We start from the raw sequence: 21,341 nt of genomic DNA on the forward strand, positions 1-21,341 counted from the left end.
GTGCGAGTCGGATGCGAAAACCGCTCCTCCCGTCCGCATTACGCAGGATCTGTACGGCGACGACCGGCGCGGCAGGCGTCGGCGCACCCCCGGCCCCGATGTCGGAGCCGGGGGTTAGCCTGGAGCGATGAGTACGGGCAGCGCTGCGCCGCGAGTCGCACCGGCCCGAGGCACCTCGATCGACGACCTCCTGGCGCGCATCGCGGCGGGTCACCGCCCCGATGTCGACGAGACCGAGGCCCTGCTCGGCGCACCGCTGCCGGCGCTGTTCCGCGTGGCATCCGCCCTTCGCGACGAGGGTCTCGTCCGCGCCGGGCGTCCCCGTGTCATCACCTACTCGCGCAAGGTGTTCGTCCCCCTCACGACGCTCTGCCGCGACCGGTGCCACTACTGCGTCTTCGTCGACACCCCCGGTCAGCTCGCCCTGCTGCGTAAGCCCGCCTATATGAGCCCCGAGCAGGTGCTCACGGTGGTGCGTCAGGGCCAGGCCCTCGGCTGCAAAGAGGCGCTGCTCACCCTCGGCGACCGCCCCGAGGAGCGCTGGCCCGAGGCCCGCGCCTGGCTCGATGCGCATGGCTTCGCCTCGACCATCGAGTACGTCGCCCACATCGCCCGGCTGATCACCGCCGAGACGGGCATGCTCGTGCACGCCAACCCCGGCGTCATGCACCCCGACGAGCTCGCGACCCTGCGTCCGGTCTCCCCGTCGATGGGCATGATGCTCGAGACCACCTCGCGGCGGCTCTACGAAGAGCCCGGTCAGGTGCATTTCGGCTCCCCCGACAAAGACCCGGCGCTCCGGCTGCGGGTGATCGACGACGCCGGGGCCGCCGGCATCCCGTTCACCACCGGCATCCTCGTGGGCATCGGCGAGACCGTGCGCGATCGCGCAGAGTCGCTCGTCGCCCTGCGCGAGCTCGACGACCGTCACGGGCACGTGCAAGAGGTCATCGTGCAGAACTTCCGCGCGAAGCCCCGCACCGCCATGCAGGGCGCCCCCGACGCCGACATGCACGACTACCTCGCCGCGGTCGCCGCCGCGCGGCTCGTGTTCGGCCCCGACATGCGCATCCAGGTGCCGCCGAACCTGTCCGACCCCCGCGAGCTCGGCCTGCTGATCGAGGCCGGCGCCGACGACTGGGGAGGGGTGTCGCCCCTCACCGCCGACCACGTCAACCCCGAGCGCCCGTGGCCGCAGATCGACGACCTGGCCGGGCACACCGCCGCGCGCGGCTTCGGGCTTCGCGAGCGCCTCACGGCCCACCCCGAGTACGTTCACGACGCCGAGCGATGGATCGACCCCGCCCTGCACGCGCCCGTGCGGGCGTTGGCGGATGCCGCGGGGCTGGCGGCCGACGCCGGGCCGGTGGGCGTGCGCTCCGGTGCGCGCGATGCGGCGACGGGAGGAGAATCGGCGACGGGAGGACCCGCGAGCCCCAGCGCATCCTCCGCTCCCGGAATCTCCTCCGCTCCCGGCCTTCCTGCCGACCGCGGAACCGTCGCGGCCTCCGACGCCACCCGAGCCGCCTCCGACCCCGCACCGGCCGGTGGGTCGCTGTCCGATGCGGGCAGCGCGGCCACGGGAGGAGAATCCGCCGCGGGAGGACCGGCGGACTCCACCGCATCCTCCGCTCCCGAGATCTCCTCCGCTGCCGAGGCCCCTGCCGCCCCCGAGGCCCATACCGCTCCCAGTGCCCATGCCGCCCCCGAGACCCGAGCTGTCCGCGGGGCCCACGCTGCCCCCGAGACCCACGCTGTCCGCGAAGCGCACGCCGCCCCCGCCGCCCACGCCGCTCCCGGCGCCGATCCGGGCGTTCGACGGCTCGCCGAGCGAGCGGCATCCACCCCTCTCGCCCTCGATGACGCCGACTGGACGCGCCTGCTGCGCGCCACGGGCCACGAGCTCGACGACCTCACCGCGACCGCCGACGACGCGCGTCGCTATACCGTCGGCGAGCCGATCACGCTCGTGCAGAACCGCAACCTCACCTCGACGGGCCTGCGCCGCTCCGGCCGCACCGCTCCGGGTGAATTCGACCTCGACGATGCGGCGACCATCGCCACGGATGCCGCCGGCCTCGGCGCCACCGAGATTTGCATCCAGGGCGCGCTCCGAGCCGACGAAGATCCCACCGGCTACCTCGACCTCGTGCGGGCCGTGAAGCGTGGGGCTCCCGGCATCCACGTGCACGCGTATCGCCCGCTCGACGTGCGCGACCTCGCCGATCGCGGTGGCCTCGGACTCGACGGAGCGCTCGCCGCGATGCGAGCCGCGGGCGTCGACACGGTCCCCGGGACGGGCGTGAAGGTCCTCAGCGAGCGGGTGCGCGCGCTCGTCGCGCCGGGCGATCTCGAGATCGACCGCTGGATCGAGGGGATCACGGCCGCCCACCGCGCCGGCTTTCGTTCGACCTCGGTGCTGTTCTACGGTCACGTCGAGACCGCCGAGGAGCGCATCGCGCACCTGCGACGCCTGCGCGAGATCCAGACTCAGACCCGCGGCTTCGCCGAGTTCGTCCCCATCCCGCTGCCCGGCGGCGACGTACCGCTGGTGCCCGGCCGTGCCCCGCTCGACGAGCACCGCGCGATGGTCGCGGTGTCGCGGCTGCTGCTGTCGGGGAGCATCCCGCACGTGCAGATCCCGTGGACGCGCGTCGGACGCGAGACCGCGGCCGTGCTGCTGCGCTCGGGCGGCGACGACCTCGGCGGCACCCTCTACGACGGGCGCGTCCTGCCCGACACCGGTATCGAGCAGGGGCTCGAACTCCCCGTCGCCGCCGCAGAGCGCCTCGCGCGCAGTCTCATGCGGCCGTTCCGCCTGCGCACCACCGACTATCAGGCGGCGACGCCCCTGCCCGACCCCGACGCCCCGCACCTCGAGACGAGCGGCGGCACCCGCTACCCGCTCGGGGCCGACGGACCGCGCGGGTGAGCGTCATCGACGTCGCGATCGTCGGGGCCGGCTTCGCCGGTCTCGCGATGGCCGGCGCCCTGCGCCGCGCCGGACGCGACGACATCGTCGTGCTCGAACGCGCCGACGACGTGGGCGGCACGTGGCGCGAGAACACCTATCCCGGCGTCGCCTGCGACGTGCCGGCGCATCTCTACAGCCTCGCCGCGCATCCGAACGCCCGGTGGTCGCGCACCTTCGCCCCCGGCGGAGAGATCCAGGCGTATCTCCGCGACGTCGCCGCGCGCGAAGGACTGGGCGACCGGCTGCGGCTTCGCACGCCGCTCCTCGGCGCGTGGTGGGATGCCGCCGGCTCCCTGTGGCGCCTCGACACGGGCGCCGACGAACCCCTGCTCGCCCGCTCGCTCGTGCTCGCCTGCGGACGCCTGACCGAGCCGCACGTGCCCGACATCCCGGGGCTCGAGTCGTTCGGCGGCCCGATCTTCCACACCGCTCGGTGGGACCACGGCGTCGATCTGACCGGTCAGCGCGTCGCCGTCGTCGGAACCGGTGCGAGCGCCGTGCAACTCGTCCCCGAGCTCGCGCGACGCGCCGGCCACGTGACGCTGTTCCAGCGCTCGCCCGCGTGGATCGTCCCCCGCGGCGGCGACGACATCGCCGAGGCCGACCGCGAGCACCTCGCGACGCACCCCGGTGACCTCGCCCGCCTGCGGGCCGACCTCTACGCCGAGGGCGAGCAGCGTTACGCCTCCCGCTCGGGCGACGCCGCGGCATCAGCCGCCGCCCGCGCTGTCGCGCTCGACCATCTGCACGCCCAGGTCGCCGACCCGGCGCTACGCGCCGTCCTCACTCCCGACTACGCGTTCGGCTGCAAGCGTGTGCTGCTGTCCGACGCGTTCTACCCCGCCGTGGCCTCGGATGCCGTGACCCTCGAACCCACGGCGCTCGCAGCCGTCGACGGGTCGACGCTGACGGCCGCGAGCGCACGGAGCCACGACGCCGACGTGCTCGTGCTGGCGACCGGCTTCGCCTCGACGCAGCAGCCGTACGCCGACCTCGTCCACGGCGAGGTGGAGACCCTGGCCGCGCACTGGAGTCGCGGCATGACGTCATTCGGGTCCACGGTGGTCGCGGGCTTCCCCAACCTCTTCGTGCTCAACGGCCCCAACGCGAGCCTGGGGCACAACTCGGCCGTCCTCATGGCCGAGGAGCAGGCCGCGTACGTCGTGCGCGCCCTCTGCGAGCGCGACCGACGCTCCGAGCCCGTGCTGCGCGTGCGCCCCGAGGCCGAGGCGGCCTACACCGACGAGATCGCCGCCGCCGCGGCATCCACCCCCTGGCTCACCGGCGGATGCCGCAACTGGTACGTCGACGACCGTTCGGGTCGCCTCACTCTGCTGTGGCCGGGCACGGTGCAGGCGTTCCGCGAGCGGCTGGCTGGAACCGACGGGTCGGAGTTCGAGCCCGCGCACGCCCCGCACGTCGGGACCGCGGCGAGCGGAATCGCTCCCGCGACCCCCGCGGCTCGACCCACCCGAGCCACTGCACCGGCCGAGCCCGTCGACGCCACTCCGACCCTCCACCCGACCACGGCGGCCCAGCCCACCATTGCCACCCCCGCCCATCCGCACGCCTAGGAGAGACAGATCATGAGCGTTCCGCTGAGATTCGGCTACAAGGCCTCGAGCGAACAGTTCGGACCCAACGAGCTGCTCGACTTCGGTGTGCTGGCGGAGGAGGTGGGCTTCGACTCCGTCTTCCTCTCGGATCACCTGCAGCCGTGGATGCACGACGGCGGCCACGCCCCCAATGCCCTGCCCTGGCTCGGTGCCCTCGGCGCCCGCACCCAGCGCGTGATCATCGGCACGAGCGTGCTCACCCCGACGTTCCGCTATCACCCCGGCGTCATCGCCCAGGTGTTCGCCACCCTCGGCGTGATGTACCCCGGTCGTGTCGTGCTCGGCGTCGGCACGGGCGAGGCGCTGAACGAAGTGACCCTCGGCCTGGAGTGGCCCGAGCCGCCGGAGCGCTTCCAGCGTCTCAAAGAGGCCATCACGATCATCAACGAGCTCTGGGCGGGCGAGCGGGTCACCTACGAGGGCACCTACTACTCGGTGAAGGATGCCACCATCTACGACCGCCCCTCGCAGAAGGTGCCGATCTACATCGGCGCCTCCGGTCCCGCCGCGACGCGCCTCGCCGGCCGCATCGCCGAGGGTTACATCACCACGAGCGGCAAAGACCCCGAGCTCTACACCGACAAGCTCCTTCCCGCCCTCGACGACGGCCTCGCCAAGGCCGGTCGCACCCGCGACGACGTCGACACCCTCATGGAGGTGAAGGTGTCGTACCACCCCGACCGCGACACCGCGCTGGAGAAGACCCGCTTCTGGGCCCCGCTCGCCCTCACCGCCGAAGAGAAGATGAGCGTGCACGACCCCATCGAGATGCAGCGTCTCGCGAACGAGCTGCCGATCGAGCGCGCGGCATCCCGCTTCATCGTCTCGACCGACCCCGACGAGCACGTCGAGCGCATCGCGCGGTACGTCGACCTCGGCTTCCGCCACCTCGTGTTCCACGATCCCGGTCACGACCAGGAAGAGTTCCTGCGCATGTACGGCGACGAGATCCTCCCCCGCCTGCGCAAGCGCTTCGCCTGAGGGGGTTTCGGGGGCCGCGGCCGCGGTCTCCCGCGGGCTGCGCGCACCCGCGGCCGGGGTCGCCCGCGCACACCCGTTGAGGGGCCGCTCGTGCTCACCGCAGCTGAGCGGTCGCCCGCCCAGACCTCGGCGTGCACAACGGCGGGGTTCTCGATCGACACGCCGCCACCGACCCCATCCGCACGGCGTTTCGCGCCCGAACTCCGCCGTTGCGCACACAGCGGCGTTTCCCTCTCGAACTCCGCCGTCGTGCACACCAGGGCCGCAGCTCACCCCCGCTCCGCCGAGGCGCACGCCCCGGGCCGCAGCCCTCCGACCCGAATGCACGATCCCGGACGCGCCCGCTACCCCCATCCGCGAATGTCGGCACCCCGACGCACAATGGATCCGTGAGCACCACCGACGCCTCCGGCTGGACCATCATCGTCCCGGTCAAACCCGCCGCCGTGGGCAAATCGCGCCTGGCCGGCGTCGGCACCGACCGCGAGGCCCTCGCTCGCGCCATCGCCCTCGACACGATCAACGCCGCCGCCGGGGCCGCCCACGTCGCCCGGGTGCTCGTCGTCACAGACGACGCGGGCGTCCGCGTCGAACTCCGCCGTGCCCGCGCCGTCGAGGTCGTTGCAGAGGGCGATAGGCGTGGCCTCGACGCCGCCATCGCCCTCGGCGCCGCCTCCGCCGGACAAGGCACGCCACGCGCCGCGCTCCTCGGCGACCTTCCCGCCCTTCGCCCCGCCGATCTCGATCACGCGCTGGAGCTCGCGGCATCCGTCGAGCGCGGTCTGGTTCCGGATGCCGAGGCCACCGGCTCCACGCTCGTCACCGCCCGCGCCGGGGCGGTGTGGGTGTCGGCGTTCGGTAAGGACTCCGCCGCCCGTCACCGCCTGCTCGGCTGCACAGACCTCGCCGTCGACCGCGAGTCGACCCTGCGCCGTGACGTCGACACCGCCGCCCAACTGTCGGAGGCCGTGGCACTCGGCGTCGGTGCGCGCACGTCGGCCGTGCTGGCCGCTGCCGCGGCCTGACCCGCGAGGGTGCGCTGGCGGTCGCCGCGCCGACCGCCCCGCGCGCCCCGCCGCTCAGGCCCGCAGCGCCGCCTCCGCGATCGCCGCCGTCGTCTGCTCGTCGCGCATCCACAGGGGCGCGACGACCGCTCGCACCCCGCTCGCCTCGACCTCCGCTGCGGCCGTCGCATCTTCCTCGGCCAGCAGCCACGCGTCGAGCACCCCGCCGGCGGAGCGCGCGCCGTATAGTCGCGCCACCGCGGCGGCCGACGTCTCGACGCCGATCGCCGTGAGGCACACATCCGCCATCCCGCGCACGACACGCCCGCCGATGATCGGCGACACCCCCACCACCCGGGCCCACGTCGCACGCAGAGCCTCGCGCACACCCGGCACCGCGATGATCGGGCCGATCGAGACGACGGGATTCGACGGCGCCAGCAGCACCACGTCGGCCCCCGCGATGGCATCCGTCACCCCGGGTGCGGGCACGGCATCCGCGATCCCGGGGTTCTCGAAGGCGCGAGGTGTGAGTTGCGCGCGATGACGCGTCCACCACTCCTGGAAGTGCAGACGCCCCCCGTCCTCCAGCAGCACGTGCGTATCGACCTCGCTGTCGGTCATGGGGAGCATCCGGATGCCGAGCGGCCACCGCTCCGCCATGCGCGCGAGCACCTGGGTCGGGGTGAGCCCCTCACGGATCCACCCGGTGCGGGCGAGGTGCGTGCCGAGGTCGAGGTCGCCGAGCGTGAACCACGGCCAGCCCGCGCCCCAGGCCTGCAGCTCCTCGTTGACGCGCTCGGTGTCACCCGCGCGACCCCAGCCGCGCTCGGTGTCGTTCACGCCGGCGAGCGCGTACGTGATCGAGTCGACGTCGGGCTGCAGTCGCACGCCCGACAGCCACAGGTCGTCGCCGGTGTTGACGACGACGGTGGCCTCGGGTGCGCCCAGGGCACGGAGCGCGGCGCGCACGCCGAGGGTGAACTTCGACCCCCCGACTCCACCGGCGAGCACGACGACACGGGGCTGAGGAGAGACCATCCGTCCAGTCTTCCACCGCGATCGCCTCGGGAGGGGTTCCCGCATGCGCCTCGGCACCTGCGACGCAGGCTCACGCCAGACGGCGCGCGCGCGGCTGCCACGTCGCGCGGTGGCGGCGCGGAGCCATCGAGGTCGGCCACAGCGCGGCGATGCGCGAGAAGACGGTCGACACGGCGCGGGGGGCGGGTGCGGGGCTGAATCGGCTCTCGGTCATGCATCCAGCCTCGTCGCGCGACATCGCGACCGCATCGGCCCCAAGGACCATGCGCGTCCCTCCAGCGGATGAGATCACCGCTGGAAGGCGCTGCCGAGACCACGAGACCGCGCAGAACTCCTGCGATCCACGCGTCCTCTGCGACGTCGCGCCCGGAATCTCGCGGGTATCACCGGATGCCGCCGTACGTCTGCCGTAGTCGTGCAGGGCCCGCATCCCGACCCCGCAGCCTTGCGCCCGCATCCCCGGCGCCCGCACCCCGACCCCGTATTCCTGCCGCCCGCATCCCCGGCGCCCGCACCCCTGGCGCCCGCATCCCTGGCGCCTGCACCCCGACCCCGCATCCCTGGCGCCCGCACCCCGGCGCCCGCACCGCCGCACCGCGCCTGCGGAACGCCCCGGCCGGGCCGGCGCTACTGCGCGAGCAGCGTCGGATCCAGGGCCTCCGCCGCGGCCTTCGCCGCCGCCGGCAGAGCGTCGAGCACCTGCGCGAGCGCCGTCTCGTCGTGCGCGGCGGTGAGGAACCACGCCTCGAACACGCTCGGGGGCAGCGAGACGCCGGCATCCAGCATCGAGTGGAAGAACGCGGCGTACCGGTACGACTGCTGCGTGAGCGCCGTGGCGTAGTCGCGCGGCGCCTCGGGCAGGAACGCCACGCCGAACAGCGACCCCGCGCGGGGAACGGCGTGCACGACCCCCTCGGCCGTCAGCGCGGCACCGAGCGCGTCGGCGACTCGGGTGGCGGCGGCGTCGACGGCCGCGTACACCTCGGGCGTCGCGAGCCGCAGCGTCGCGAGACCCGCGGCCACCGAGAGCGGGTTTCCCGACAGCGTGCCCGCCTGGTAGACCGGGCCCAGCGGGGCGAGGTGGTCCATGACCTCGGCGCGGCCGGCGAGGGCGGCCAGCGGCATCCCTCCGCCGACGACCTTGCCGTAGGTGAGGATGTCGGGCAGGTACCGCTCGCTCTGCGAGGCCTGCAGACCCCAGAACCCGGCGGGGTGCACGCGGAAGCCGGTGAGCACCTCGTCCATGATGAGCAGCGCACCGTTGCCGTGCGCGATGTCGGCGAGCGCGGCGTTGAAGCCGGGCAGCGGCGGCACGACGCCCATGTTGGCGGATGCCGCCTCGACGATGATCGCGGCGATGTTCTGTCCGTGCACCTCGAACGCCTCGCGCACCGCGTCGAGGTCGTTGTAGGGCAGCACGAGGGTCTGCGCGGCGATCGGCGCGGGAACGCCCGCCGATCCGGGCAGCGCGAGTGTCGCGACCCCCGAGCCCGCGGCGGCCAACAGCCCGTCGGAGTGCCCGTGGTAGTGCCCGGCGAACTTGATGAGCAGGTCTCGGCCGGTGACGCCGCGCGCGAGGCGGATGGCCGTCATCGTCGCCTCGGTGCCGGTCGACACCAGACGCACCTTCTCGATCGGCCTCAGGTCGTCGACCTGCACCCGCTGGGCGATGAGGTCTGCCAGCTCCACCTCGGCCCCCGTGGGAGCACCGAACGACAGACCCCGGGATGCCGCTGCCTGCACCGCCCCGACGACCTCGGGGTGCGCGTGGCCGAGGAGTGCCGGACCCCACGAGGCCACCAGGTCGACGTACTCGCGACCCGCGGCATCCGTGATCCGCGGGCCGGAGGCCGACTGTACGAATCGCGGCGTGCCGCCGACCGACCCGTAAGCGCGCACGGGCGAGTTGACCCCGCCCGGGATGACGTCTTTGGCGCGGGCGAACCACTGGTCGTTGAGATCGGTCATGGCATCCATTCTTTCGGCGCGCGTCGCCATCGGCTCCGCGCAGATCAGCTTCCCGGCCGCTCACCCGCGTGAGTCGCCAAGAATTGTCGCCTCGGAGGTGGCCGAAGCGACACTTTTTGGCGACTCACGCCACCGCGCGAGCGCGCGCCGGCGGCCGGGCTACAGCTCGGCGCGCAGCCAGCGGGCGGCCTCGACCGCCCAGTACGTCAGGATCGCGTCGGCGCCGGCGCGACGGATGCCGAGCAGGCTCTCGAGGATCGCGCCGCGGCGGTCGATCCAGCCGTGCGCGGCGGCGGCTTCGACCATCGCGTACTCGCCCGACACCTGGTAGGCCCAGACCGGAACATCGACCGAGGCGCGCACGTCGGCGAGCACGTCGAGGTACGGCAGCGCCGGCTTGACCATGACCACGTCGGCGCCCTCTTCGACGTCGAGAAGCGCTTCGCGCACCCCCTCGCGGCCGTTGCCCGGGTCGAGCTGATACGAGCGACGATCGCCCTTCAGCTGCGAGTCGACGGCCTCGCGGAAGGGCCCGTAGAAGGCGCCCGCGTACTTGGCGGAGTACGCCAGGATCAGCGTGTCGGTGAAGCCCTCGGCATCCAGGGCTTCGCGCACCGCGCCGACCTGACCGTCCATCATCCCCGACAGGCCCAGCATCGCCGAGCCCGCGCGCGCCTGCGCCAGCCCCATCGCGGTGTAGCGCTCGAGGGTCGCGTCATTGTCGACGGACCCGTCGGCCCGAAGGACGCCGCAGTGCCCGTGGTCGGTGAACTCGTCGAGGCACAGGTCGGTCTGCACGACGAGCGCATCGCCCACCTCGGCGACGACCGCCTCGGTGGCGCGATTCAGGATGCCATTCGGGTCGTCGGCCCCCGAACCCACCGCATCGCGCGTCTCGGGCACGCCGAACAGCATGACGCCGCCGATGCGCTCCTCGGCCGCCTCGGCCGCCGCGCGGCGCAGCGAGTCGAGCGAGTGCTGCACGATGCCGGGCATCGAGCCGATGGGGCTCGGCTCGGTGATGCCCTCGCGCACGAACATCGGCAGCACGAGCTGCGACGGCACGAGGTGGGTCTCGCGGGCGAGGCGGCGGACGGCGGGAGTGCGGCGCAGACGCCGCGGGCGGTGCTCGGGAAAGCTCATGGGGTCGATTCGGTGGGGACGGGGAAGCGGGCGACCGCCTCGATGAGTGCGTCGACCGTCTGCCGTTCGGCGACGACGTCGACGCTGAGCCCGGCACGCTTGGCATCCTTCGCGGTGCGGGGTCCGATGGCGGCGATGACGGTGGATGCCGGGATGTCGGGGAACTGCTCGACGACCTGTTCGGCGACCGAACCGCTGGTGACGAGGATCGCGTTGATGCGGCCCGAGTGCACGTCGCCGGCGATCTTCTCGCTGACCGGGACGCCGACGGTGCGGTACGCCACGACGCTGCGCACATCGTGGCCGGCCTCGATGAGGAGGCGCGTGAGCACCGGCTTGGCGATCTCGCTGCGCAGGGTGAGCACCTTGCGCGGCGAGGATTCGAGATCGATCATCTGCTCGGCCATCCCCTGCGCGGAGTTGTCGCGCTCGGGCACGAGGTCGACGCGGTAGCCGACGGCCTGCATCGCCGCGGCCGTCGTCTCACCGACGACGGCGACACGTGTGTGCGCCGGGATGACCGCCTTGTAGGCGTAGAGCACGTCGACCGTGGTGGCGCTGGTGAGCGTGAGCCAGTCGAAGGCACCCGCGGCGAGATCGGCGAGCGCCTCGTCGAGGGTGGCCTGATCGTTCGTCGGCGCGAAGTTGATCAACGGGGCGATGACCGGAACGGCACCGAGCTGACGCAGACGCGCCGCGACGCCGTCGCCCCACGGACCGCCCCGCGGAACGAGCACGCGCCGCCCGGAGAGCGGCTTGGGCACGCTGCCCGTCGTCGGGTTCGGCGTGTGCCAGTGGCCTTCATTCATGTGGTCGACTCTCGTGGTACCAGGTCGGCCGCCCCGCGTTCGAGCAACCGACGCGCGGCTTCTCGGCCCACCCGCGCAGCACGCGTGATGGATCCCCCGTCGTCGGCAGCATCCGCATCATTGCCACTGCCAGGTTCCCGAGCATACCCCGTGTCGAGACGCACCGTCCGGTCGATGCCGATCCGATGCGAACCGTCGAGCGCGTAGACGATGGCACGCAGGCGCAGGTCTCCGTCGGCGATCGCGGCGTGCGTGCCCACGGGCGCGCTGCACCCGGCATCCAGCGCCGACAGCACCGTGCGCTCCGCGGTGACGGCGACGCGCGTGTGCTCGTCGTCGAGCTGGGCGAGTGCGGCCAGGATCTCGGGGTCGATGTCGGTGCGGGTCTCCACGGCGAGCGAGCCCTGGCCGGGAGCGGTGGGCCACTCGGCCAGGCCCAGTTCTTCGGCGTGCAGTCCGCCGAGGTCGCCGCCGAGGCGCGAGATGCCCGCGGCCGCGAGGATGACGGCATCCAGTTCTCCGTCGCGCACCCGCGCGAGTCGGGAGTCGACGTTGCCGCGGATGTCGTGGATGTCGAGGCGCGGATTGTGCCGCAGCGCCTGGGCGATGCGACGGGGCGAGCCGGTGCCGACGCGCGAGCCCGGCGGGAGCGCGCCGAGCGGTGCGCCGTCGCGCGTCACGACGACGTCGCGCGCGTCTTCTCGCGCCGGCGTCGCCGCGATGACGAGCCCGTCGGGCTGCAGGGTCGGCAGGTCTTTCAGCGAGTGCACGAGGAAGTCGCAGCGATCGGCGGCGAGCGCCTCGCGCAGACCGTTGGCGAAGACGCCGCGCCCGCCCAATTGCGACAGCGACGCCCGGTTGACGTCGCCCTCCGACACGATCGGCACGAGTTCGACGTCGCGACCGGATGCCGCCGAGACCGCGTCGGCGACCATCTGCGACTGGGTCATCGCCAGGGCGCTGCGCCGCGTGCCGAGCCGCAGGGGCGCGCTCACTGCAGGATCTCGGGGATCTCGTCGAGCGTGACCAGACGGCCGGTGTAGAACGGCACCTCCTCGCGCACGTGGCGACGAGCCTTGGTGTAGCGCAGGTCGCGCATCATGTCGACGAGGTCGGTGAGCACGTCGGCCTCCATGGGCAGGAGCCACTCGTAGTCGCCGAGGGCGAAGGATGCCACCGTGTTGGCGATGACGCCCTTGTAGGCCGAGCCCTTCTTGCCGTGCTCCATGAGCATCTCGCGACGCTCCGCCTCGGGCAGCAAGTACCACTCGTAGCTGCGCACGAACGGGTACAGGCACAGCCACTGCTGCGCCTCGATGCCGCGGAGGAAGCCGGGAACGTGCGAGCGGTTGAACTCGGCGTCGCGGTGCACGCCCATGGCGTTCCACGTCGGCAGGAGGTTCTTCAGCAGCTCGGTGCGGCGCAGGCGGCGCAGGTCGCGCTGCAGGGCCTGGGGGTCTTCGCCGTGCAGCCAGACCATCAGGTCGGCATCGGCGCGCAGGCCGCTGACGTCGTAGAAACCGCGCACCGTGACCCCGTCGGCCTCGACGAGCGAGACCAGGTCGGAGAGTTCGGTGGCGTCGACGGCGGTGACGGGGTTCGCGGGATTGCGGCGGAAGACCGCCCACAGGGTGTACACGGAAGAGTCGCTGTCGTGGGACATGACTCCTAGTCTCGTCTCGCCGCGGCGGCGGGCCAAACCGGTTGACTCACCGGTGGACGACCGGCAGGTGCGCCGCGTCGCCCCGCATTGGTACTGTGCGACGACGGCGTCGGGGGATGCCGCGCGAAGGGGTGCGCGATGTGGCTGTACGACCTGCCGATGTCCATCGGCCTGCCGATCTTCATCGTGGTCGTGGTCGGCGGATCCTGCGGCATCCTGCTCATCCTGCGCAAGTGGGTCTCGGCGGTCGCACCGCAGGGTGACGAATGGGATCGCGTGCTCAGCTACGCGGTCGGCGCGTACGGCGTCTTCTACGGCGTGACCCTCGCGCTCATCGCGGCAGCCGCCTACGGCAATTTCACCGAGGTCGACGGCGTCGTGCTCGAGGAGTCGTCGACGTTGGCGGCGCTGTACCGCACGGCGGCGCTGCTGCCCGAACCCGAGTCGAGCCAGGTGCAGCAGCAGATCAATCAATACACGCGCGACGTGATCGACCTGGACTGGCCGATGCAGCGCCGGCTCGAGATCCCCGCCGAGACGGATGCCAACATCACGGCGATGCAGCAGTCGATCGCCGCCGTGCAGCCGACGTCACCGGCCGAGATCCTCTACGTGCAGCAGTCGCTCGACCAGTTCCACATGCTCGTCGAGAACCGTCGCGAGCGCATCGCGCTCACGCACCTGGCGCTGCCGAGCGTGCTGTGGATCGTGCTCGCCGTCGGGGCGGTGCTGAACGCCATCCTCATCGGCCTCATCGAGGTGCGGAATCTGCGGGTGCACCTGCTGATGTCGGGGATGCTGGCCCTGTTCGTCGCGCTGCTGCTGTACGCCATCGCCGGGTTCGACCACGCGTACGCCGGTCCGATCGCGGTGACGCCGGAGTACTTCGAAGACCTGTTGAAGGGCCTGTTCGCCGACGAGCCGTGACCGGGGTGCCGCCGCCTCCGTGGCGGAGGTCCCTGAGCCCGTCGAAGGGACCGGGACCCACCTCACGCCCGGAGACTTCGACGAGCTCAGCCGCCTTCCCGTGGGCGCCGATTCGCGAGCCGTGGCGGAGGTCCCTGAGCCCGTCGAAGGGACCGGGACCCACCTCACGCCCGGAGACTTCGACGAGCTCAGCCGCCTTCCCCGCTGCGAACGGCGAAGCGGCCCGCCCCCATCGGGGAACGGGCCGCTTCCGCAGAATGTCAGCGCGTGTAGGCGTTGACGATCCCCCACACGGCGAGGCCGACGGCCACCGCCACACCCGCGACGGCCGCCGCGGCGGCGCCGGGATTGCGCTGCGCCTTGGCGCGCACGTCGGCGATCGTGCGGTCGACGGCGTCGCTCGCACGGCGCGGAACGTTTGCCTTGACCTCGATGGCCGCCAGCGCCGCCTTCAGTTCGGCGCGCGCCGACTCCACCGGGTCGCTGATGCCCAGCGGCACCGCGGTGCGCGGCACGGGGACGGGACGCTCAATACTCATCGCGGGCCTCCTTGACGATGCGGACGTCTTCGGCGATGGCCTTGCCCGGGTTCTCGCGGTTCGACAGCTTCTTGAACCGCAGGTAGCCCAGCAGCGCCAGGATCGCGGTGATCACGACCATGACGCCGAAGACCACGAGGGCCGACAGCCAGACGGGCCACCACGACGACAGCCCGGCGATGACGAAGGCGAAGAACACCGGCACGGCCCAGAACAGCACGACCAGGGCGCCGACGAACCAGCCGGCACCGATCCCGGCATCCTTGGCCGTGCGCTGCGCCCACGCCTTCGCACCGTTGATCTCGGCGACGACGAGGTTTCGCACCAGCTCGGGGATGTCGCCGATCAGCTCGAAGATGCTGTCGTCCGAGCGGTCGCGGAATCCGCGGGGAGTCGTCATGCGCGTCAGCTTCCCGACGCGTCGGAGCCGCTCTGGGCCGCCTTGGCCCGCGCGGTGGCCGTCTTCTCGGCCTGCTTGGCGTCGTCGACGGAGTCTTCGACCACGTCGGCGACCTCGTGGGCCGACTGCTTGGCCGCGCGTCCGGCGCGCTCCGCGCGTTCCTGCACGGTGCCCGAGCCCGAGGCCGCGCCGGTGACCGACTTCGCGCCCTTCCACACGACTCCCGGAACGGACTTGAGAGCCGAGACGCCGAGCGCCTTCACCTTCTCGACCTGTCCCTGGACGGCGGGCTGGCTCCAGACCTTGTCGGCCTGCTCCTTGATCTGCTCGTACCGCTGGCGGCCGGCGCGTGCTCCGAGCACGTAGCCCGCCACGAGTCCGACGACGAGTGCTGCTTTGCCCCTCATGGGGTCTCCTCACGCTCGATCGAGTGCTGGTCGAGTCTCACAGTAGTCATGTATGCCGTCTCGGGCATCCACCCTTGACACCGGCGCGCGCATGGTCGATCGCGACGGTGCTCAGCTCTGCCAGAGCGCGGCGCTGCGCACCCGATCGGCCTCGCCGCGCGCGTCGGGGATGACCTGGGCCAACCCCGTGCCGGCGATCCACGCGCCCGTCGCACCGAGGCCCGGCACGGCTCGCACCGCACCGCGCGCGGCGGCGGTGACGGCGGCGCGACCGATGGTGGCGGCCGGCTGCGACTGCACGTAGCGCGAGCGATGGGAGGCGACGAGGGCGGATGCCGGCAGCTCGACGCCCAGGAGTGCGGCGGCCTCCGCCAGGGCGAGGCCTGCCGCGGCGTCGTCGTCGAGGGCCGCGGTGGCGGGTTCTTCGCCCTGCGCTCCGAACGAGACGCGCACGACGTGGATGCCGGGCTCGGTGGCATCCCGAACCCAGTCCCACTTCGCGCTCGAATGGGTGAGGGCCTTGGCGGTGTGGCTGCCGGGCACCGTCAGCACGCCGGTTCCCCGCGGGGCGCGGTCGAGCACGGGGGCGTTCACCACCAGGGTCACCACCTCGACGACCGGGGCGATCGGCTCGCCGGGCTCGAGTCCGGGGACCACCGGGGCGAGCAGCGTCCGTGCCGGCCCCTCGGGAAGGGCGACGATGACGGCACGGGCGGCGAGGGGCTCGTCGTCGGTCGAGGTCGTCACCGACCACATGCCTTCGGTTCGCGTGAGGCTCTCGGCGGCGACGCCGGTGCGCAGGTCGGCACCGTTCTCGCGGAGGTCGGCGACGAGCGCATCGACGAGACGCGACATGCCGCCCGCGAGACCCTCGACGGCGCCACCCGGGGCCGGGGCCTTCGCCGAGCCGGAGGCGACGGGCACATCGGATGCCGGGGCGTCGGCGGGACGCGCTCCGGTTCGCCGGTGGCGCAACTCGGCGACGGCTCCCGTGAGCGACCCGGTGCGGGTGAGTGCGGCGTTGAGTCCGGGGGCCGCGAGGTCGACGTCGATGTCGTCGGGCCGCGCGGAGTACACGCCGCTCGTGACGGGGGCGACGAGGCGGTCGAGCACGCGCGCGCCCAGGCGCGAGCGCACGAGCTTGCCGAGGTTGTGGGCGTGACCGATGGTCAGGGGCGGTCGCAGACGATCGACGTAGGCGCGCCACGCGCCCGACCAGCCGATGATGCGCCGCACGTCGGGCGCGAACGGATTGTCGGGGATGCCGAGCACCCCGCCCTTCGGCAGCGGCGCCGCCCCGACGCCGGGGACGCCGGCCACCCACGCCCCCGCGGGATTCGGTGTCACGATCGCGTCGGTCAGGCGCAGCTCGGCGAGCAGCTCGCGCACGACACCGCCGCGGGTGGCGTAGCTCTCGGCCCCCACGTCGAGCGTGAGCCCTCCGACCTGGGCGGTGCGCAGGACCCCGCCGAAGACGTCGGACGCCTCGAGGACCGTGACCTGCAGGCCGACCTTGGCGCACTCGCGGGCGGCGACGAGTCCGGCGATCCCGCCGCCGACGACGATCACGCGCGTCTCGTGCGCGTGCTTCACGAGACGGTCGAGCGCCTCACTCATGCCCGCGCGCCCCGCCCACCGTGTCGTCGCCCGCGGCGAACGCGCCGACTGAGGGGGACGGGTCGTGCCCGTGCGCGTGCGCGACGATGCGGGTCAGCACGTCGGGGTCGGTGTCGGGCGGCACGCCGTGGCCGAGGTTGAGGATGTGGGCGCGCGCCGCGCGGCCGCGCGCGAGCACGTCGTCGACGTGGGCTCGGAGCACCGGCCAGGGAGCGCCGAGCAGCGCGGGGTCGATGTTGCCCTGCAGCGTCACGTCGGGGCCGACGAGGGCCGCGGCCTCGTCGAGCGGCATCCGCCAGTCGACACCCACCGCGTCGGCGAGACCGCCGAGGCGCATGTCGTCGAGGAACGCCCCGGTGCCGACGCCGAAGTGGATGCGGGGCACCTCGATGCCCGCGAGCGCTTCGTGCGAGTGCGGCGCGATGAACTCGCGGAAGGTCGCCGGAGAGAGCGATCCGGCCCACGAATCGAAGAGCTGCACGGCCTGGGCCCCGCCGTCGATCTGCGCGTCGAGGAACGCGCGCGACACCTTCGCGAGCCACCCCGCCAGGCGGTGCCACGACGCCGGGTCGGCGTGCATCATGCCGCGGGCGCGCAGGTGCTCCTTGCTCGGGCCGCCCTCGACGAGGTACGCCGCGAGCGTGAAGGGCGCGCCCGCGAACCCGATCAGGGGGACGGACTCGCTCAGCTCGGCGACCACGCGCCGGGCGGCCTCGCGCACCGGCTCGGCGGCCGCGGCCACCTCGGCGGGATCGATCGCGGTGATGCGCGCGACGTCGTCGGCCGTGCGCACGGGATCGGCGAAGACGGGACCGCGACCGGGCTCGATCACCACGTCGACACCGGCCAGACGCAGCGGCACGACGATGTCGCTGAAGAAGATGGCGGCATCCACGTCATGGCGGCGGATCGGCTGCAGCGTGATCTCGGCCGCGAGGTCGGGGGTCAGACAGGCGTCGAGCATGCGCGTGCCGACCCGCAGCTCCCGGTACTCCGGCAGCGAGCGCCCCGCCTGCCGCATGAACCACACCGGCTGCCTTTCGGGGCGGTCGCCGCGGAGGGCACGGAGGAGGGGTGCATCGAGGGAGGCCATGGCATCCATCCTCCCATTCGCCCCTGTGACCGAAGGGGGATGCCTTGACGTCGAGAGGCCGCCCGGAATACCCCGCGGGGCCCGGGCGTAGAATAAGAGCGTGTTGTTGTGCGTCAGCGCGAGTCACAAGACCGCGTCCTTCGAGCTCCTCGAGCGGCTCAGCGTACCCAGCACCCCCGTCGCCCCGCTGATCGCCGCGCACGACGAGTGCGTGCAGGGAGCCGTGGTCGTCGCGACCTGCAACCGTTTCGAGGCGTACGTCGACATGGACGAGCCCGTCACCGCGGCCGTCGCGCTCGGCATCGAAGCCACCCTCGCCGCGATCGAGGCGGCCACCGGCGTTCCCGCGAGCGAGCTCGAGGGCGGGTACACCGTCCTCGGTGGCAGCGAGGTCGCCGAGCACCTGTTCTCGGTGGCATCCGGACTCGAATCCGTCGTCGTCGGCGAGGGCGAGATCGCGGGCCAGGTGCGCCGCGCCCTCACCGAGTCGCGAAAGCTCGGCACCACCTCGGCCGAACTGGAGCGTCTGTTCCAGCGCGCTTCCGAAGCGCAGCGCGGCGTGAAGAACTCCACCGCCATCGGTCGCGCCGGCCGTTCGCTCGTGCGCCTGGGCCTCGAGCTCGCCGACAGCCGCATCGCCGACTGGTCGACGCAACGCGTGCTGCTGGTGGGCACAGGCGCCTACGCCGCCGCGACGGTCGCCGCTCTTCGCGACCAGGGGGCCGAAGACATCTCGGTGCACTCGCCGTCGGGCCGCGCCGCGAAGTTCGCCCTCAAGCACGGGCTGCGTGCGGTCTCGGCCGAGACCTTCCCCTCCGCCGTCGCCCACGCCGACCTCGTCATCACCTGCACGACCGCCGAGCACTACGTGCTGAGCGCGGCGACGTTCGCCGCCGGCCGCGGGGCGTACGAGACGGCCGTCACGTCCGGCGCCTGCCCGGTCGACCACACGGCGCGCCGCCTCGTGATCGACCTCGGCCTGCCCCGCAACGTCGACCCCGACGTGGCGACCGTCGCGGGCGTCGACCTGCTGGATCTCGAGACCATCCGCCTTCACGCCCCGCTCGAAGAGCTGCAGGCGACCGATGCCGCGCGCGACCTCGTACGCGACGCCGCCCGCCGCTTCACCTCGGTCGGCGAGCGCAAGAACATCACGCCCGCCGTGGTCGCGCTGCGCGCCCACGTGTTCGGGGTGCTCGACGCCGAGGTGGCGCGCGTGCGCGCCCGGGGCGATGAGGGCGGGCAGACCGAGCAGGCCCTCCGCCACCTCGTCGGCGTGCTGCTGCACACCCCCACGACGCGAGCGCACGAGCTCGCCGAGACGGGCCGCGCCGACGAGTACATCGACGCGCTGTCGGCGCTGTTCGGCATCGAGGTCACCGACCCCGCGGCCGCTCCCGCTGCGCTCGACCAGCGCGGCATCGCCGACGCGGGCTGAAGCTCCCGGCTCTTCATGGGGCCGTGCCGCCGAGCTCGACCAGCGCGGCATGGCCGGCGCGGGTCGAGGCTCCCGGTTCCTCGCGGGGCGAAGCCTCCGCTCGACCAGCACGGCATCGCCGACGCGGGTCGAGGCTCCCGCCGAGCCGGGGCCTCGTTCGCCGCCGGACGGTGACGAGCGGAGGAAGATCCGCGAGCGGAGGACCGCCGACGCGGCATCCGCCCTCCCCTCCCCGAATCACCTCCCGTCCCCGGCCCACCTCCCTCCCGGGCCCACCCCCGCGCCCGAACCGGCCGCAAGCCGGAGGAGCCTAGCGAGCGGAGGAAGATCCGCGATCGGAGGACCGCCGACACGGCATCCGCCCTCCCCTTCCCGAATCACCTCCCGTCCGCGAGGTGGCGGGCGGCTCGGGCAGGATGGATGCCGTGAGCACACCGGCATCCGAGGTCTACACCGTCGCGGGGGAAGACCGCCCGCGCAACGGGCTGCGATGGATCGGCACCGTCGTGATGGGACTGCTCGACGCCGGCCGCGATGCGCCGTCGGTGAGCGAGGTGGTGATCCGCCACGTCGACGGGTCGGTCGTCAAGCGACTGCCGCCGGGCGACGTCAGCGCCTTCACCGACCAGTTGAACGAGATCACCCGCGACGTCGCGACGATGGATGCGGTGCCCTTCGCCGCGAAGTGGATCGCCGAGCGCGACTGACCCACGCACTCCCCGGCTGTTCCCTCCCCCTCCGCGGCGCGAGAATGGGGACATGAGTCTGCGCATCACCGACGACCCCGCCGCCGACGAGCTCTTGTCGAGCAATCCGCTCGCCCTGCTGATCGGTATGCTCCTCGACCAGCAGGTTGCGATGGAGACGGCCTTCGCCGGCCCGCTCAAGATCCGGGAGCGCACCGGGTCGATGGATGCCGCCGCCATCGCGCACGACGACCCCGACGACTTCGCTGCGGCATTCGCCCAGTCGCCGGCCGTGCACCGCTTCCCGGGGTCGATGGCCAAGCGCGTGCAGGCGCTGTGCGTCGCGATCGAGGAGGACTGGGGCGGGGATGCGGCCGCCCTCTGGACCCGTGACGACCCCGACGGGGCGACGGTGCTGAAGCGTCTCAAGGCGCTGCCCGGCTTCGGCGAGCAGAAGGCGAAGATCTTCCTCGCGCTCCTCGGGAAGCAGCGCGGATTCACCGGTGCCGGGTGGCGCGAGGCCTCGGCCCCCTATGGCGAGGACGGGTCGTTCCGCTCCGTCGCCGACATCGTCAGTCCGGAGTCACTGGGCAAGGTGCGCGAGCACAAGCGGGCCGCGAAGGCCGCGGCGAAGGCGGGTGATTGACCCCTCCTCCACAGGGTGAATCGAAAAGGAGAGTTCTCTCATCTTCGTTCCGGGCCGGGAGGCTCTGGTTACAGTTTTCGAGTTCTCTGCACGTGATTCACGAACGAAGGGTGGGCTCTCGTGAAGTTCGCAATGGGGTCAGACACGCTGGGCGTGCTGACGAAGGCAACCTCGGGGTCGAGTGATGAGCTGTCTCTGCTGGTGCGCCAGCTGCTCGAGGCGGCCGAGCCGCTCGAGGGGCAGTTCCAGGGCGCGGGTCGCGCCGCGTTCGACCGGTTCAAGTCGCGTACCGACGCGATCTCCTCCGAGCTGAAGCTCGCCCTCGACGGTGTGCTCGGCGGCATCTCGGGCATGGACCGCTCGTTCCAAGAGGGCGAGTCGTCGATGGT

The 21,341-nt window shown here is 72.6% G+C and carries 21 protein-coding genes; 9 read left to right on the forward strand and 12 right to left on the reverse strand.

Going from position 1 to position 21,341, the window contains the following annotated elements; genetic code table 11:
• Positions 1-127: 127 nt before the first annotated feature.
• The 4 genes from cofG (at position 128) to cofC (ending at position 6,596) form a co-directional block, all read left to right on the forward strand.
• Complete coding sequence (cofG, locus tag AS029_RS10250; protein WP_058232513.1) at positions 128-2,932, forward strand: 7,8-didemethyl-8-hydroxy-5-deazariboflavin synthase CofG; 2,805 nt, start codon at positions 128-130, stop codon at positions 2,930-2,932.
• Positions 2,929-4,548, forward strand: a complete 1,620-nt coding sequence (locus tag AS029_RS10255) for a flavin-containing monooxygenase (protein WP_082642261.1) — start codon at positions 2,929-2,931, stop codon at positions 4,546-4,548. Before cofG ends, AS029_RS10255 begins: the two co-directional genes overlap by 4 nt.
• A 12-nt stretch (positions 4,549-4,560) precedes the next feature.
• Positions 4,561-5,571, forward strand: a complete 1,011-nt coding sequence (fgd, locus tag AS029_RS10260) for a glucose-6-phosphate dehydrogenase (coenzyme-F420) (RefSeq protein WP_058232514.1) — start codon at positions 4,561-4,563, stop codon at positions 5,569-5,571.
• A gap of 389 nt (positions 5,572-5,960) precedes the next feature.
• Positions 5,961-6,596, forward strand: a complete 636-nt coding sequence (cofC, locus tag AS029_RS10265) for a 2-phospho-L-lactate guanylyltransferase (RefSeq protein ID WP_058232515.1) — start codon at positions 5,961-5,963, stop codon at positions 6,594-6,596.
• A gap of 54 nt (positions 6,597-6,650) precedes the next feature.
• On the opposite strand, the gene cofD is transcribed toward cofC, so the two are convergent.
• From cofD to hemQ, 7 genes are all read right to left on the reverse strand, one after another.
• A complete protein-coding gene (gene cofD, locus AS029_RS10270; protein ID WP_058232516.1) occupies positions 6,651-7,616 on the reverse strand; it encodes a 2-phospho-L-lactate transferase in 966 nt (321 codons plus the stop codon).
• A 70-nt stretch (positions 7,617-7,686) separates the two neighbouring features.
• On the reverse strand, positions 7,687-7,830 hold the full coding sequence (locus tag AS029_RS17615) for a hypothetical protein (RefSeq protein ID WP_167345257.1): 144 nt from the start codon (positions 7,828-7,830) through the stop codon (positions 7,687-7,689).
• A 413-nt stretch (positions 7,831-8,243) separates the two neighbouring features.
• Entirely contained in the window at positions 8,244-9,584 is a 1,341-nt protein-coding gene (hemL, locus tag AS029_RS10280) for a glutamate-1-semialdehyde 2,1-aminomutase (protein ID WP_058232518.1), read from the reverse strand.
• 159 nt (positions 9,585-9,743) lie between these two features.
• Positions 9,744-10,727, reverse strand: coding sequence for a porphobilinogen synthase (hemB, locus tag AS029_RS10285; protein WP_058232519.1), 984 nt, complete (start codon positions 10,725-10,727; stop codon positions 9,744-9,746).
• Positions 10,724-11,536, reverse strand: a complete 813-nt coding sequence (locus AS029_RS10290; protein ID WP_058232520.1) for a uroporphyrinogen-III synthase — start codon at positions 11,534-11,536, stop codon at positions 10,724-10,726. The genes hemB and AS029_RS10290 overlap by 4 nt, the downstream gene beginning before the upstream one ends.
• The gene (hemC, locus tag AS029_RS10295; RefSeq protein WP_058232521.1) at positions 11,533-12,531 is read right to left on the reverse strand and encodes a hydroxymethylbilane synthase; all 999 of its coding nucleotides are present in this window, start codon (positions 12,529-12,531) and stop codon (positions 11,533-11,535) included. Before hemC ends, AS029_RS10290 begins: the two co-directional genes overlap by 4 nt.
• On the reverse strand, positions 12,528-13,199 hold the full coding sequence (hemQ, locus tag AS029_RS10300; RefSeq protein ID WP_058232522.1) for a hydrogen peroxide-dependent heme synthase: 672 nt from the start codon (positions 13,197-13,199) through the stop codon (positions 12,528-12,530). The genes hemC and hemQ overlap by 4 nt, the downstream gene beginning before the upstream one ends.
• Before the next feature lie 138 nt (positions 13,200-13,337).
• Here hemQ and AS029_RS10305 point away from each other — a divergent pair, with 138 nt between their 5' ends.
• Positions 13,338-14,126: a bestrophin-like domain gene (locus AS029_RS10305; RefSeq protein ID WP_058232523.1), complete on the forward strand. Its 789-nt coding sequence runs from the start codon at positions 13,338-13,340 to the stop codon at positions 14,124-14,126.
• A gap of 260 nt (positions 14,127-14,386) precedes the next feature.
• Here AS029_RS10305 and AS029_RS10310 read toward each other — a convergent pair whose 3' ends face one another.
• From AS029_RS10310 to hemE, 5 genes are all read right to left on the reverse strand, one after another.
• Positions 14,387-14,665, reverse strand: a complete 279-nt coding sequence (locus AS029_RS10310; protein WP_058232524.1) for a hypothetical protein — start codon at positions 14,663-14,665, stop codon at positions 14,387-14,389.
• Entirely contained in the window at positions 14,655-15,065 is a 411-nt protein-coding gene (locus AS029_RS10315) for a phage holin family protein (RefSeq protein WP_058232525.1), read from the reverse strand. The genes AS029_RS10310 and AS029_RS10315 overlap by 11 nt, the downstream gene beginning before the upstream one ends.
• Before the next feature lie 5 nt (positions 15,066-15,070).
• Positions 15,071-15,472, reverse strand: coding sequence for a hypothetical protein (locus AS029_RS10320; RefSeq protein WP_058232526.1), 402 nt, complete (start codon positions 15,470-15,472; stop codon positions 15,071-15,073).
• Between the two features lie 111 nt (positions 15,473-15,583).
• The gene (locus tag AS029_RS10325) at positions 15,584-17,089 is read right to left on the reverse strand and encodes a protoporphyrinogen/coproporphyrinogen oxidase (protein ID WP_058232527.1); all 1,506 of its coding nucleotides are present in this window, start codon (positions 17,087-17,089) and stop codon (positions 15,584-15,586) included.
• Positions 17,082-18,182 (reverse strand): uroporphyrinogen decarboxylase, encoded by a 1,101-nt coding sequence (gene hemE / locus AS029_RS10330; RefSeq protein ID WP_228375926.1) that lies wholly within the window; start codon positions 18,180-18,182, stop codon positions 17,082-17,084. Before hemE ends, AS029_RS10325 begins: the two co-directional genes overlap by 8 nt.
• A 100-nt stretch (positions 18,183-18,282) precedes the next feature.
• Between hemE and AS029_RS10335 the strand changes: the two genes are divergently transcribed.
• The 4 genes from AS029_RS10335 to AS029_RS10350 all read left to right on the forward strand — a co-directional run.
• On the forward strand, positions 18,283-19,620 hold the full coding sequence (locus tag AS029_RS10335) for a glutamyl-tRNA reductase (RefSeq protein ID WP_058232528.1): 1,338 nt from the start codon (positions 18,283-18,285) through the stop codon (positions 19,618-19,620).
• Positions 19,621-20,045: 425 nt separating this feature from the next.
• The gene (locus AS029_RS10340) at positions 20,046-20,327 is read left to right on the forward strand and encodes a hypothetical protein (protein WP_139168088.1); all 282 of its coding nucleotides are present in this window, start codon (positions 20,046-20,048) and stop codon (positions 20,325-20,327) included.
• A 52-nt stretch (positions 20,328-20,379) separates the two neighbouring features.
• Positions 20,380-20,952, forward strand: coding sequence for an HhH-GPD-type base excision DNA repair protein (locus tag AS029_RS10345; protein ID WP_058232530.1), 573 nt, complete (start codon positions 20,380-20,382; stop codon positions 20,950-20,952).
• 132 nt (positions 20,953-21,084) lie between these two features.
• On the forward strand, positions 21,085-21,341 hold a 257-nt coding region (locus AS029_RS10350), incomplete at its 3' end, for a hypothetical protein (protein WP_194293692.1).

Source organism: Microbacterium enclense (genome assembly GCF_001456955.1).
GTDB classification, from domain to species: domain Bacteria; phylum Actinomycetota; class Actinomycetes; order Actinomycetales; family Microbacteriaceae; genus Microbacterium; species Microbacterium enclense.